Source organism: Rhizobacter sp., assembly GCA_021153565.1.
Classification (GTDB): domain Bacteria; phylum Pseudomonadota; class Gammaproteobacteria; order Burkholderiales; family Burkholderiaceae_C; genus Albitalea.
Map to the genome: position 1 here is coordinate 1 of JAJKJU010000243.1, position 13,717 is coordinate 13,717.

Below are 13,717 nucleotides of genomic sequence, written 5' to 3' on the forward strand. Positions count from 1 at the left end.
GCGGTCCCAAGCTGAGCAAGGTGCCGATCTCAACATCGCCCTCAAGAACACCGGGACGTCACCCCCTCAGATCGCCTCGGATATCAACGGACATAACACCCGCGTCGAAGGCAAAAGAATGCCGCGCATGGCGCGGCATTCGGATCTCCCGCATCCCAGCCTCTGACGAGGCCTGTGCCTGGCGAGTATTTCAGGCACGGGGATGCGAGAAGAACTGGTGCGACTACTTCTTACTTCTTGCCGTCGCCTCCCGGCACGGTGTTCTTCATCGCCGCGACGAAAGCCGGGTCGTTGAGGAAGCTGTTCCAACGCGCCATCAGCTCGTTGTAGACGCTCTGCGTCACCGTCTTCGCGTTGACGACCTCGGTGATCGCTGCGTTGATCTTCACGAGATCGGCGTAGCGTGAATAGCCCTTGCCCTTGAGCCAGGTCACACCGTAGTTGCTGTAGCCGTAGGCGGTGTAGAGCTGTGTCCACTGCGAGGAGCCGGGCACATACTTCACCTCGACCACAACGGGCGGCTTGGTCGTCACGGGCGGCATGGTGCCGGTCGACGGCGGGGTGACCTTGGGATCGGTCGCGGGCTTGGGCGGCTCAGGCGTCTTGGGTGGGGTTGCCACCGGCGGCGTGGTGGACTTCGGGGGTTCCGGTGCTTTCGAAGGCGCGGCCGGCGGCGGGGTCGTGGTCTTCGGAGCCTCCGGTGCTTTCACAGGCGTCGCCGGCGGCGGCGTCGTTGCCTTCGGGGGCTCGGGAGGTTTCGGTGCTGGAGCGGGTGCCGGAGTCGGCGCAGTCACGCCGCCGCAACTTCCGGTCACGTTCACGCGAATCCAGCCAGTGCTCGGCTTCGCACCTTCTGCATTGATCACGATGCGGATGTTGTTCAAGCCGGCGAACAGATAAGGTTGCGTCCACACCGTCTTGAGCTTGTTAGGTTCGAGGTCGAGCTTGGTGTTCTGCGCGATGAGCGTGTCGTTGCTGTATAGGCGATTGGTGGTGTTCGTCGCGACGACCGAAGAGATCTCGTCGTACTTCACGTTGAAAGCGCATCGCCCGCTGCCGGAACTGATGGCGTCGGCCCCCGACATGGTGAGCGTCGTGATCGCGCTGGTGGCGGTGCTGATGACGCCTTGCGTGATGACGTTCATGCCATCGGGTTTGACGAAGCGGAACACACCGCTCAGTTGAGGTCCGGTGCCGGGTGTGGCCGTGACAGGCTGTGGAGCGGGTGGCACCGGAGACGTTGCGGGCCGGGTCACGCTGCCGGGCTCTGCGGCAAACGAAGACACGGCTGCGGCCAGCGCGGAGATCACGAACAGAGAACTGGATTTCATCTTGCGTCCTTCAGATGAAGCCCTTGGGCTTCGGTTTCACGGAGGTCTGCAAGCGGAAACCTTGGGACGCGACTCGAGCAGAACGCGTCCGTTCTGCCCTTCGGCAACCCCGCTATCTTCTGCGTTTACTGCAGGAAGACCGGAGGCTTTGCGTCCCCGCCTTTCGACGGGTTTGCCAACTGTGCAAGCGCAGCGTAGGGCCGGCGACTTACCTTTGGTATCAAATTGAGATGGGCGGTTGCGAAGCTCCGCCAAGCGGCAAGTTCATCAATGCTCATGATCGACAACGCTGCGGGTTGCCGCGAATTGAAGCCCGATCGCTGGCGTGAAAGATTCCCTTCCTGGGCATCAACTCACGTTGTCGTCGGGTTCGGCACGGCCCGCTGAATGATTGAATCGAAATCCACGTTCGAGGGTAGCGTTCCGAACGCGTATCCCCAGTCTCCTGCGAGACGTGATTGGCAGAATGCGTGCACCACGAAATCAGGCGCATGTTGCTTGAGCAATGAAGCCTGCACGGCCACATCTTGCGCGAGACGCCTCGCATCCGTCTCACTCGCGGCATCGTCGATGCGACCCGGCAGCGAATCGGCAAACCGGTCGAACGCCGCATGCTCCCGCCGCGCCGGTGCCAACTCCGCGGCCAACGCATCGGCCATCTCGCCTTTGCGCACCGCCCGCAAGAGGTCGAGCGCCATGATGTTGCCCGCGCCTTCCCAGATCGAATTGAGAGGCATCTCGCGGTAGATGCGGGCCAGCACGCCCTCGCCCGCCGATTCCACATAGCCGTTGCCGCCGAGGCACTCCATTGCCTCTTGCGCAAAGTGGCTGCCACGCTTGCAGAGCCAGAACTTCGAGACTGGCGTCAAGAGCCGCCGCATCAATGTTTCATGCGGATCCTCGGGACGATCGAAAGCACGCGCAAGACGCAAGGCCAATGCCGTCGAGGCTTCGCTTTCAAGCGCAAGGTCGGCGAGCACATTGCGCATCGCCGGATGTTCGATCAGCGGCTTGCCGAACGCGCTGCGCTGCGCGGTGTGGTTGAGCGCTTGCGACAAGGCTTGGCGCATCAGGCCGGAGGTGCCCAGTGCGCAATCGAGCCGAGTGAGACTGCCCATCTCCAGAATCTGCGGCACGCCGCGCCCTTCTTCTCCCACGAGCCACGCATCGGCGCCTTCGAATTCCACCTCCGAACTCGCGTTCGCCTTGTTGCCCAGTTTGTCCTTCAGCCTCTGAATGCGAATGGCATTGACCGTGCCGTCGGGTCGCCAGCGCGGCAGGAAGAAGCAACTCAGAGGCTGAGAGTTTTTCGAGCGTGTCCGGGCAGCATGATCGAAATATTCTCAGCCTCTCAGATCAACTGGACCAGCTGCTTGCCGAAGTTCTTCCCCTTCAGCAAACCCAGAAACGCCTCCGGCGCCGACTCGATGCCCTTCGCCACGCTTTCTCGGAACTTGAGCTTGCCCGTCGCGACCATCGTGCCAAGTTCCTTGAGTGCTTCCGGCCACACGTCCATGTGCTCGCTCACGATGAAGCCTTCGACGCGCAATCGCGATTGCAGGATCAGCTGCGGATACGTCATCGGAATCGGCTCGCCGTTGTAGCCCGAGATCATTCCGCAAAACGCAATACGGCCGAACGCATTCATGCGTGGCATCACCGCATCGAGAATCATGCCGCCCACGTTCTCGAAATAGCCGTCGATGCCGTTCGGGCAAGCATCCTTCAAGGCGGTGGACAGGGACTTCATATCGGTGTGCAGCTTGTAGTCCACGCAAGCATCGAAGCCAAGTTCTTCCACCACATATCTGCACTTGTCAGCGCCGCCGGCAATGCCTACTGCGCGGCATCCACGCGCTTTTGCCAGCTGCCCGACCACGCTGCCGACCGCCCCGCTGGCGGCGCTGACCGCCACCGTCTTGCCAGGCCCAGGTTCGCAAATCTTGACCAGGCCATACCAGGCAGTCACGCCGGGCATGCCCACCGCACCAAGGTACGCGGACAAGGGGATGTGAGAGGTGTCCACCTTGCGCAAGATACCCGGCTGGGTCGCATCGGCCACCGCATATTCCTGCCAGCCGCCCATGCCCACGACCTTGTCACCGACCTTGAAGTCTGAGTGACGCGACTCCACCACCTCGCCCACCGTGCCGCCGATCATCACCTGGTCAAGCGGCTGAGGCTGCGCGTAGCTCTTGCTGTCGTTCATGCGTCCGCGCATGTAAGGATCCAGCGACAGAAAGTGGTTTCGCACCAGCACTTGCCCGTCCTTCAATGCAGGCACCTCCGTCTCGACGAGGCGGAAGTTGTCCACGGTGGCCTCGCCTTTCGGGCGCGAAGCGAGAAGGATCTGCTTGTTGACGGTCATGGTCCTGTTCCTTTCAGAGGCTCAGTCGGAGGCGTTGAGCCTTTTGAGTTGGCGTCCGCCGGCCGGCAGCGCCTTGAGAAATTTGAATGTGCCCGTCCCGTGCGCCACGAGCTTGCCGTCCTCGGCGTAAATCGATCCTTCGCAGAATGCGAAGCTGGCGGTCTGGTGCAGCACCTTCGCCTTGGCGTGCAGCCGTCCCAGGCCCGGCCGAAAAAAGCTCGTCTTCATGTCGATGGTGACGACGCCGCGCGAATCGGGCGTGCTGCCTTCCTTGGGGCTGCGTGCGGCATGCGCCATTGCCACGTCCAGCAGCGTCATCGACACGCCGCCGTGCACCACGCTCCACGAGTTCATGTGCTCCTCGCGCGGCTGAACGGCTATCTCGGCCTCGCCGTTTTCGAAGCGGAGCATTTCGAAGCCCAGAGCTTCGACGAAGGGGATATTGACCTGGAACTTCAATGCCATGCGATCAGTGAGAGTGGACCGCGCTCACCCCGCCATCCACGGCGAGGATCTGACCTGTGATGTGCTTGCCCGCCGCCGACGCGAACAGAAGCGCCGCGCCCTTCAGGTCGTCGTCGTCGCCAATGCGGCCGAGCGGCGCACCCTTGGCCAGGGCATCGACGCCCACTTGCTGAATCGTTCCCTTGGTCATCTTGCTCGGGAACATGCCGGGCGCAAGCGCGTTGACGGTGATGCCGTACGGCCCCCACTCGCCCGCCAACGCACGCGTGTAGTTCACCACAGCGCCTTTGCTCGTGTGGTACGCAATCGCCTTCAAGTCCATCGAGCCCGACAGCCCTGCAACCGACGCGATGTTGATGATGCGGCCCGAGCGGCGCGGAATCATGCTGAGCCTGCCCACCGCCTGGCTCATCAGAAAGATGCTGCGGATATTGAGGTTCATCACCTTGTCCCAGGCCTAGAGCGGATGGTCTTGCGCCGGAGCACCCCAGGTCGCGCCCGCGTTGTTGACGAGGATGTCCACTTGACCCATGCGCTGCAGCGCCTCGTTGACCATGCGCTCGATTTCTTCCGGCACGCTCGCATCGGCAGCTATCCACCGTGTGTCGATGCCCTTGTCCTGAAGATGCGCCGAGGCCTCCTGAAGATCGCCGGACTTGCGCGAGGTCAGCATGATCTTTGCGCCCGCTTCGCCCAGCGCTTCGGCAATCTGGAGCCCGAGTCCGCGCGAACCGCCGGTGACGAGCGCGACCCTGCCGCTCAAGTCGAAGAGTTGTTGGACGGATGTGCTCATGGGGCCCTTACTTGCCTTACTTGTTCAGTGACTTGAAGAATGCCTTGCTGTCCGTCGGCCGGCCGAGGAACTGGCGCACCAGTTCCTTGGGCGCAACCTGGCCGCCGTTGGCAAGCACGGTATCGCGGTAGCGATGTCCGACTTCCAAGGAGAGCTTCTTGCCTTCAAAGGCAGTGCGCAGGTCTTCCGCCACCACCAGGCTCCACAGGTAACTGTAGTAGCCCGCGGCATAGCCGCTCGCGATGTGGCCAAAGCTGGCCGGCTCCATCGAGCCTTCGACGTAGCCCATCGGCGTGGCGGCTTCCATGTGCGCCCACAACTTCATCGGTTCCTGCGGCTCATTGCCGTAGAGCGCAAGGTCGTAGCTTGCGTAGAAATGCTGGGCAGACACGTCAATGCCTTTGGCGAAGTGGCGCGCTTTGTCGGCCCTTGTGAGCAAGGCCGCCGGCACCGGCTTGCAGGTGGCACAGACTTCCTTGAAAACGGCGAGCACCTTCGGGTCGTAGATCCAGTCCTCAAGCATCTGCGAGGGCGCTTCCACGTAGTCGACCTGCACGTTGGTGCCGCCCTGGCTCGCATAGCGCGTTTTCGACAGCACCTGGTGCAGCGCGTGGCCGAATTCGTGCAGCAGGGTCTTCAGCTCATTGATGGTGAGGCCCTTGCGGTCGAGATTGGCCACGAGTCCGCCGGCAGGCAGCCGGCCCACCAGCGTGGAGGAAGCACGAATGCCCCACATCGCCGCATGCGAGAACTTGTCTTCGCGAGGATAGAGGTCAACGTACAGCATGGCCAAGGGCTTGCTTGTCGCGAGGTCGACCACTTCGAAGGCGCGTGCGTCCGCATGCCACAGCGGCTCTTGCGACGGCACGAAATCCACACCGAAGAGTTTCGTGGCGAGGCGCAAGACAAACTTCACGCTCGCGTCGGGCGGGAAGTACTGGCGGAACTGTTCTCCGTCGACCGCGAACTTCGCCTTGCGCGCCATCTGCTTGTAGTAGTTCAGGTCCCAGCGCTCGATCTTCGTCGCGGCCACACCCTGTTTGAGCTCGCGCGCCTTGAAACCGCGCAGCAATGCGAAGTCGGTCTCCTCGCGCTTCACCACTGCGTCTTTCACAGTTGCCAGGAACTTCTGTATGTTGGCAGGCGTCTCGGCCATGTGACGGCGCTCGGCGAAGTCGGCATACGATTCAAAGCCGAAGATTGCTGCATATTCGCGGCGCAGATTGGCCAACTCCGACAGCGTCTTCAGGTTGGCCGAGCCGCCCCGGCCATTCAGGGCGCGCCACATGCGCTCGCGGCTTTGGGGGTTCACCGCGCGCTCGATCACCGGACCCGAGATCGGGTACGCCATGCCGAGCAGGTAGCGTCCTTGTTCGTCTCGCTTGGCGTCTCTCCACACATTGGGAGGCACGCCCATCAGTTCGGCTTCAGTGAACGCGACCTGGGTCTTGTCCTCGCGCACGACGCGTTCGAACTCTTGCGACAGGCGGCTGATCTCGTTGTTGATGTCTTGCGCGCGCTTTTGCTTGTTGGCGGGCAAGGCTGCGCCAGCATCGGTGAAGGCGTCGATGGTGTCCTTGAGGAATCGGCGATCAATGTCGTCGGCAGGCTGCACCTGCCTGAGCAGCTCAAAGACCTTGGCGCTTTGCAGATAGGCTGCGTTGAAGGCCTGGTATCGAAGATCGCAAGCCTCGGTCGCATCGCGGATCGCCTTGTCCGGATGCACTGCGGTCAGCAGTGCCATCGGACCATCGGTATCTTCAAAGCGCCGATATATCGCGTCGAGTTGCGGAAGTAGCGCCGCGCCGCTCGTGCTTGTCATGCCTTCGAGCTTCGCTTGCGCGTCCTTCAGGTCGTTCATCATCCGATCGCAGTCGGCATTGACCTCGGCGGCGCTGGAGTACACCGGCATGGTGTACGGCGCGGCCACGGCGGCCTGACAACACAGAATCGAGCTGACACTTGCCATCACGGCAAGACGATGGGCGATGTTCAAACTGCCTCCGTCTGATAGTCGAGCACGCTTCGCGTGTCGCGCATCGGTCCCAATTGCGCACCGACCGCGTTGTGGTGCGGGTGGTTCTGGTACGCGTCGAGCGACGCGGCATCGCTGAAGGTGGACACAAGGACCACATCGACATTCGACTCGAGATCGTCGCGACGAATGCCCACTTCAAATTCATGCATGCCGGGGACGAGGTCGCGGCAACTGTCGAGCAGCTCTTTGAAAAGCGGGGCCTCGGCGGCGTTCTTGAGCTTCCACATCACGATGTGACGGATCATGTTTTGTCGTTCGTCCTCGAACGAACGTAGACGAGCAGCGCGCCGATGGCCGCCGTCATGAGGCCGCAGATCACCACCTTCCAGCCCAGGGCATCGTCGCTGTGCCCGACGGACACCCCCAGTCCGACACAGAGCAAACCGCCGTAGATGAACACCCAGATGAGCTTGTCGAGCGTCGATGATTTCATGCGTTCAGCGTCCTGGATCCAGGCCTCGTTCTGGTGCGACAGAGGTCGTCGCGGGCTCCACCACCTTGAGCCAAGCCGCCACGCGCGGCAACTCGTCGTGGAAGAAGTAGCGTGCAGCCCCGAGTTTGCCTTGTGCGAAATGGCTGCCGGCTGTGTCGGGTCTTTGGTGGGCGCAAACGCGACGCGCTCGCGTCGCCCAGTGCACGCCATCAAAGCACCTCGAAGACGCCAGCCGCGCCCATGCCGCCGCCGATGCACATCGTCACCATGACGCGTTTCGCACCGCGGCGCTTTCCTTCGATCAGCGCATGCCCCGTCAATCGCTGCCCGCTCACTCCGTACGGGTGCCCCACCGCAATGGCGCCGCCGTTGACGTTGAGCTTGTCCATTGGGATGCCCAGCCTGTCGGCGCAATACAGGACCTGCACCGCGAAGGCTTCGTTCAGTTCCCACAGGTCGATGTCGCTGACCGCCAGGCCCAGGCGTTTCAACACTTTGGGGATCGCAAACACCGGGCCGATTCCCATTTCGTCAGGCTCGCATCCCGCGACCGCGAAGCCGAGGAATCGGCCCAGCGGCTTCAAACCCTTTTGCTCGGCCAGCTTCTCGTTCATCACCACGCAAGCGCCGGCGCCGTCGCTGAACTGGCTGGCGTTGCCAGCAGCAATCACACCGCCGGGGATGGCCGGGCGAATGCCTGACACGGCTTCGTAAGTGGTACCTGGGCGGATGCCTTCGTCATTGCTGATCGTGACTTCCTTGGTGCGCAAGCCCATGGTCGGATCGGCCACGCCGGCGACGACGGTCACCGGGACGATCTCGTCCTTGAACTTGCCGGCCTCGAGCGCTGCCGCGGCCCGCTGTTGGCTGTGCGCGCCGTACTGGTCCATGCGCTTGCGCGTAATGCTGTAGCGCTTGGCCACTTGCTCGGCAGTCTGCAGCATGTTCCAGTAGATCTCGGGCTTGTGCTCGACCAACCACGGGTCCGCGAGCATGTGCTTGTTGGCCTCGTTTTGCACGCAGGAGATGCTCTCCACACCGCCGGCCACGTAAACATCGCCTTCGCCGACGATGATGCGCTGAGAGGCGGTGGCAATGGTCTGCAGTCCGCTCGAACAGAAGCGGTTGATGGTCATGCCGCTGGTGGTGACGGGCAGGCCCGCGCGCAGGGCGATCTGGCGCGCGATGTTGCTGCCGGTCGCGCCTTCGGGCGTGGCGCAACCCATGATGACGTCGTCGACGAGCGCGCCGTCGATGCCGGCGCGCTCGACGGCCGCCTTGACGGCGAAGCCGCCCAGCGTCGCGCCGTGGGTCATGTTGAAGGCGCCCTTCCAGCTCTTGGCGAGCGCAGTGCGTGCGGTAGAGACGATGACGGCGTTGGTCATGATGTCGATCCTGGATTTTCGTGATCAGGAGAAGGTCTTGCCTTCGGCGGCCAGCTTCGCAAGCAGCGGAGCAGGCTTCCAGAATGTGGCGTCGTCCTGCGGGTTCTTGGCAAAGCGGTTCATCGCCTGCACGACGTTGAACAAGCCCACCTGGTCGGCGTAGTTCATCGGGCCGCCGCGATGCAGAGGGAAGCCGTAGCCAGTGAGATAGACCATGTCGACATCGGATGCCCGCAATGCAATGCCTTCGTCAACAATCTTCGCGCCTTCGTTGACGAGGGCGAACACGAGACGCTCCACGATTTCTTCATCGCTGATTTTGCGCGGCTTGATGCCCAGGCTCGCGCGGTGCTTGTCGAGCATGTCGGTGACGACCTGCGATGCAATCGCATCGCGCTTGCCCGGCGCGTAGTCGTACCAGCCGGCACCCGTCTTCTGGCCGAAGCGGCCCAGTTCGCACAGCAGATCTGCCGTCTTGGAGTAGCGCACGTTGGGCTTCTCTTGATAACGGCGTTTGCGTATGGCCCAACCGATGTCGTTGCCCGCCAGGTCCCCCACGCGGAACGGCCCCATCGCGAAGCCGAAGTTCTCGACGGCTTTGTCCACCTGCTGCGGCGTGGCGCCCTCATCCAGCAGGAAACCCGCCTGGCGCGAGTACTGCTCGATCATGCGGTTGCCGATGAAGCCGTCGCACACACCCGAGACCACGCAGGTCTTCTTGATCTTCTTGCCGATGCCCATCACGGTGGCCAGAACATCCTTCGCCGTCTTCTCGCCGCGAACGACTTCCAGCAGCTTCATGACATTTGCCGGGCTGAAGAAGTGCATGCCGATCACGTCTTGCGGGCGCTTGGTGAAAGAGGCGATTCTGTTCACGTCCAGCGTCGAGGTATTGGACGCGAGGATCGCGCCGTTCTTCACCACCTCGTCAAGCGTCTTGAATACTGTTTCCTTGACGCCGATCTCTTCGAACACGGCTTCGATCACGAGGTCCATGTCTTTCAGGTCGGCATAGTTCAGCGTGGTCGACAAGAGCGCCATGCGCTCGTCGAGCTTCTCCTGCTTGAGCTTGCCCTTCTTGACCTGCGCTTCGTAGTTCTTCTTGATGATGCCAATGCCCTTGTCCAACGCCTCCTGCTTCATCTCAAGGATGGTCACTGGCATGCCGGCGTTCAAGAAGTTCATTGCGATGCCGCCACCCATGGTGCCGGCACCGATGACGCCGACCTTCTTGATGTCGCGCACAGGCGTGTCGGCAGGAACATCGGGAATCTTGGTCGTGGCGCGCTCGGCCACGAATGCATGGCGCAGGGCCTGGGATTCGGGCGTGAACATCAGCGCAATGAAGGTCTCGCGCTCCATGCGCATGCCATCGTCGAACTTCTTGGTCAAGGAAGCCTCAACCACATCGACGCACTTGAGCGGCGCCGGGAAGTTCTTGCTCTTCCCGCCCACCATGTTGCGGGCAAACTGGAAGTAGGCCTGTGCATTCGGATGCTCGGCCTTGAGCTTGCGCACCAACGGCAGCGGATGGACATCGGCCATTTCTTGCGCGAAAGCGACGGCGGCATCTAGCACGTTGGCGTCCACGATCTTGTCGAAGAGCTTCTGCCCCGGTTCCTTTGCGAGCAATTCGCTGGGCACTGGTTCACCACTCACGATGATGTTGAGGGCAGATTCAACGCCAATGACGCGCGGCAGGCGCTGCGTGCCGCCGGCGCCGGGAAGCAGGCCCAGCTTCACTTCAGGCAGTGCGACTTGCGTGCCGGTCTGCACAACGCGGTAGTGGCAACCGAGCGCCAGTTCCAATCCGCCACCCATGCACACCGTGTGGATGGCCGCGACGATCGGTTTGTCGCTGGCTTCGAGCATGAGGATCACGCTCAGCAAATTGGGCTCGGCCAGGGCCTTGGGCGACCCGAATTCCTTGATGTCGGCGCCGCCCGAGAACGCATGGCCCGCACCCGTGATGACAATGGCCTTGACGTTCGCATCCGCACAGGCCGTCTCCAGGCCTCGCGTGATGCCCAGCCGCGTGGCGTGGCCGAGGCCGTTCACGGGAGGGTTGTCGAGGGTGATGACGGCGACGTTGCCGCGAACTTCGTAATTGGCGCTCATGAGGACCTCGTGAGGTGGTGCGAGTGCGGACGAAAGAGTCGAACACTTCCTGGAATAGAACGACCGTACGATTCTAGGATCGCCTGCCTCCGGGAGGCAGGCACCCCCCGGAGAGGTTACACAGGAAACACCTGGGCGAAGCGCAGCAAGTCGACCAGCTTGACCTTGCCGGTCTCTTCGACCGGTATTGCGTGAATCCACCCCTTGGCCGAAAGCACGTCGAAGTCGGCGAGGCGCACGAGCTGCACAAGCACTTCGCTGACGATCGCGCTTGCCACCGGCCCAAGGTGCGACACGCCGCGGGTCTGACGCGCATGCTCTGCTTCGGCGAGCATGTAGTACCAGAGGGGCGTGCGGCTGTCGAATCCACCCGCCGTCAAAGCCGCGAGCTGTTCAGCACTCGCGGCTTGTGCGACGGCGCGGATCTCGTCTGGAGTGATCGCAGCCGTGCCGGGCGGCAAGAGGCCACTCGCCGCCACGCGTTCGGCCACGGCCTGCCCCGTGGGCAGACGCATCAGGTAGCCGCGCACGAGGTTGCGCAACGCCAGGACGTTGACATTGGTGCCGGCGATCACGCCTTGATGCTGAGGCAGGTCCGACAGTTGACCGGCCAGCAGCGTGTCCACTGAGCGAGCGACGTTCACGACCTGGCCGTCATGCGGCAGCCACCGGCGCCAATCGATGATCCAGTTCTGGGGCGTGTTGCGCAGTCCGAAGTTGTCGCCGCTGAACGCGGTGAAGGTGAACAGCTGGCCCAGCGTCGCCCCTGTGAAGATGGAGTTGTAGTTGTACGTATTGCGGACCATTGAATGCCCGAAACGATACGTGGCGACGGAGAACTCCAGCGGCATGTAGGGCCGCAGATGGGTGGGTCGGTACAGCTTGCCGGGATGCGCGACCACCCGCGCCACGACCGCGGGGTTGCACACCGTCGGCAGGAAGTCGTCGATCACGATCGACTGGTAGAGGCGCTGCAATTCCAGATCCGCCTGCGCGGCGCTGAATCCGCGCTCATGCACCAGCCGCCGATGCGCCCGCAGAAAGGCCACGTGCAGTTGCGCAACAACGAGGTTCTCATCGTTGCGCGGATCTCCAATCTTGGCCCGCCGGTCCAGTTCCTCGTTCGTCGAGCTGGCGTCGTTGCGTGGCAGATCGTGTAGCAACGCCATCTCATCCGGCTCGGCGGGCAGGTCGGGCCTGGGGATGCCGTTGGCAGACACCTGGTCCAGCATCAACGCGCCGTGCGCGTCGCGCGGGGCGGCTGCGGATAGCACGCTGTCGAGGTTCAGCGAAGGCACGCGCCTGTTGACGACAAAGCCCATCTCGGGGACGGAAAGGGGCGCTACGGGGTGGCCGTCCTTGGCATCCTGGAACGCTTTCTCCATCTTTGACGACAGCGCCGGCAGCAGCGTCTCAGTCTTGGTGATGTCGTGATCGATGAACTGGCCGAGATAGGTGTAGGCCGCCGGAATGCTTCCGTTGCGCTCCACAGCGCCGTCGCCTTCGCTCATCGTGGCCGCAAGCGCCGCAAGCTTGGCTGCCGTCTGCGAGGCGTCGGGCAATCGGTGCCGCTCGTCATGCGTCAAGCCCTCGAACATCGAGCCGAACGGAAAGACATTCGGCTGCGGAGGTCCTCGTCTGGCTGCCGCCTCTTCGGCGGTGAGCAGCCGCGAGTGCTCGATCGTGTCACCGGGCTTGACGGTGCGCGCGGCATCCAGAGGTACTTGCTCCACGTTGCCGTGAATGTTGCTCTTCATTGTGCTTTTCCCTGCGGTGGTTGTTGAGGGAGCGCATTCTGGGGACGAAGACGCCGCAGGCTTATCCCTAGCACTTGCGTTGACAACCACGCACGTTCATCAACCTCCCAATCAGGCACAAAGTCCCCATTGGGTAGAGAAACTGGGTCTTGATACGGCAGACTACGGCACGCACTCCATGCGGCGAACCAAGGCCACGCTGATCTATCGACGCACGAAGAACCTGCACCCCGTGCAGCTGCTGTTTGGCCATCGAAAGGAGTCGACGGTCAGGTACCTGGGCATTGAGGTGGACGATGCCTTGAAAATCTCCGAGCAAACAGAGATCGATCGCCGCGCATCACCTGCCGCCCGGTAGGCCAGTTTTGCCTGTCGGGCGGCACAACTCATCACGGCGCCCGAACTCGTCCGGCACATGGTGATGTCGGCTGGACGGCGGCTGTCAGCTTACTGGCGCGCTGCATACTGCCCCTCGGGGCCATCACCAGTCGGAGGCCTCACAGATCCAGACGGCAGGTCGAGACTGTTATGGAAAGCTCTCCATAACAGTCTCTACTCATAAAGACTGTCTGCGGTCGTTGGAGTTTGGCCATCGAATGTCGGCGGCTGCAGAAAGCAGGCCTTGGCAATTTTTTGGGCGAATGGCCGGTCCACCTCAACAGCTGTCATTCGCGAGTGGTAACCGACGGCCGAGCCACCAGCGCGGCTGAACGACGGCATCAGTACGCGGCGAACTATCGCTGCCGACCCGTTGCTGGCGCTCGCGGTCGCGAATCCAAGTGCTACTGTGCAGCGTTACCGGTCGGTGGTGGCCACACGCTGAACTCACGGTCTCGGCTGCATTCCGGTCGTTGCGGCGCCAACGAGATCGCGACACCAGCGGCCGGTATCAAGGTACAGCCGTCATAGCCAGGCGCCGGCGAGGCTTGAAGCCATCTCTTGAGCGACTGCGCGATCGCTGCCGATGCCAGCCGCGCCCCAGGGCAAGTCGAATGTCTGCTGCTCACTGAGCTGGACTCACGCTTCCGA

10 protein-coding genes, 3 pseudogenes and 1 riboswitch are annotated in these 13,717 nt (G+C 62.5%); of the genes and pseudogenes, 1 reads left to right on the plus strand and 12 read right to left on the minus strand.

The window, feature by feature from the left end:
• Positions 1–230: 230 nt before the first annotated feature.
• The 12 genes and pseudogenes from AC30NL_RS15700 to AC30NL_RS15755 all read right to left on the minus strand — a co-directional run bounded on the left by AC30NL_RS15700 (position 231) and on the right by AC30NL_RS15755 (position 12,688).
• Positions 231–1,331, minus strand: coding sequence for a dermokine domain-containing protein (locus AC30NL_RS15700; protein WP_489464936.1), 1,101 nt, complete (start codon positions 1,329–1,331; stop codon positions 231–233).
• A 99-nt stretch (positions 1,332–1,430) separates the two neighbouring features.
• Positions 1,431–1,518, minus strand: a riboswitch (cyclic di-GMP riboswitch).
• A gap of 166 nt (positions 1,519–1,684) precedes the next feature.
• Positions 1,685–2,626, minus strand: a pseudogene (locus tag AC30NL_RS15705) (acyl-CoA dehydrogenase family protein); the annotation flags it as partial.
• A 56-nt stretch (positions 2,627–2,682) separates the two neighbouring features.
• Positions 2,683–3,699, minus strand: coding sequence for an NADP-dependent oxidoreductase (locus AC30NL_RS15710; protein WP_489464937.1), 1,017 nt, complete (start codon positions 3,697–3,699; stop codon positions 2,683–2,685).
• Between the two features lie 21 nt (positions 3,700–3,720).
• Entirely contained in the window at positions 3,721–4,164 is a 444-nt protein-coding gene (locus AC30NL_RS15715) for a PaaI family thioesterase (protein WP_489464938.1), read from the minus strand.
• Between the two features lie 4 nt (positions 4,165–4,168).
• Positions 4,169–4,957, minus strand: a pseudogene (locus AC30NL_RS15720) (SDR family oxidoreductase).
• A 16-nt stretch (positions 4,958–4,973) separates the two neighbouring features.
• Positions 4,974–6,953: a M3 family metallopeptidase gene (locus AC30NL_RS15725; RefSeq protein WP_489464939.1), complete on the minus strand. Its 1,980-nt coding sequence runs from the start codon at positions 6,951–6,953 to the stop codon at positions 4,974–4,976.
• Complete coding sequence (locus AC30NL_RS15730; protein WP_489464940.1) at positions 6,950–7,240, minus strand: Dabb family protein; 291 nt, start codon at positions 7,238–7,240, stop codon at positions 6,950–6,952. Before AC30NL_RS15730 ends, AC30NL_RS15725 begins: the two co-directional genes overlap by 4 nt.
• Entirely contained in the window at positions 7,237–7,428 is a 192-nt protein-coding gene (locus AC30NL_RS15735) for a hypothetical protein (RefSeq protein WP_489464941.1), read from the minus strand. Before AC30NL_RS15735 ends, AC30NL_RS15730 begins: the two co-directional genes overlap by 4 nt.
• Before the next feature lie 4 nt (positions 7,429–7,432).
• On the minus strand, positions 7,433–7,633 hold the full coding sequence (locus AC30NL_RS15740; RefSeq protein ID WP_489464942.1) for an acyl-CoA dehydrogenase C-terminal domain-containing protein: 201 nt from the start codon (positions 7,631–7,633) through the stop codon (positions 7,433–7,435).
• A 4-nt stretch (positions 7,634–7,637) separates the two neighbouring features.
• A complete protein-coding gene (locus AC30NL_RS15745; RefSeq protein WP_489464943.1) occupies positions 7,638–8,813 on the minus strand; it encodes an acetyl-CoA C-acyltransferase in 1,176 nt (391 codons plus the stop codon).
• Between the two features lie 24 nt (positions 8,814–8,837).
• Complete coding sequence (locus AC30NL_RS15750; RefSeq protein ID WP_489464944.1) at positions 8,838–10,931, minus strand: 3-hydroxyacyl-CoA dehydrogenase NAD-binding domain-containing protein; 2,094 nt, start codon at positions 10,929–10,931, stop codon at positions 8,838–8,840.
• Positions 10,932–11,047: 116 nt separating this feature from the next.
• Positions 11,048–12,688, minus strand: coding sequence for a peroxidase family protein (locus AC30NL_RS15755; protein ID WP_489464945.1), 1,641 nt, complete (start codon positions 12,686–12,688; stop codon positions 11,048–11,050).
• 127 nt (positions 12,689–12,815) lie between these two features.
• On the opposite strand from AC30NL_RS15755, the pseudogene AC30NL_RS15760 reads away from it, so the two are divergent.
• Positions 12,816–13,046, plus strand: a pseudogene (locus tag AC30NL_RS15760) (site-specific integrase); the annotation flags it as partial.
• Positions 13,047–13,717 lie beyond the last annotated feature (671 nt).

Bases quoted from the DNA above. Each gene is read 5' to 3' on its own strand.
- AC30NL_RS15755 (WP_489464945.1), bottom strand. From the start codon at position 12,688: ATGAAGAGCAACATTCACGGCAACGTGGAGCAAGTACCTCTGGATGCC.
- AC30NL_RS15750 (WP_489464944.1), bottom strand. From the start codon at position 10,931: ATGAGCGCCAATTACGAAGTTCGCGGCAACGTCGCCGTCATCACCCTC.
- AC30NL_RS15700 (WP_489464936.1), bottom strand. From the start codon at position 1,331: ATGAAATCCAGTTCTCTGTTCGTGATCTCCGCGCTGGCCGCAGCCGTG.
- AC30NL_RS15745 (WP_489464943.1), bottom strand. From the start codon at position 8,813: ATGACCAACGCCGTCATCGTCTCTACCGCACGCACTGCGCTCGCCAAG.
- AC30NL_RS15715 (WP_489464938.1), bottom strand. From the start codon at position 4,164: ATGGCATTGAAGTTCCAGGTCAATATCCCCTTCGTCGAAGCTCTGGGC.
- AC30NL_RS15735 (WP_489464941.1), bottom strand. From the start codon at position 7,428: ATGAAATCATCGACGCTCGACAAGCTCATCTGGGTGTTCATCTACGGC.
- AC30NL_RS15710 (WP_489464937.1), bottom strand. From the start codon at position 3,699: ATGACCGTCAACAAGCAGATCCTTCTCGCTTCGCGCCCGAAAGGCGAG.
- AC30NL_RS15730 (WP_489464940.1), bottom strand. From the start codon at position 7,240: ATGATCCGTCACATCGTGATGTGGAAGCTCAAGAACGCCGCCGAGGCC.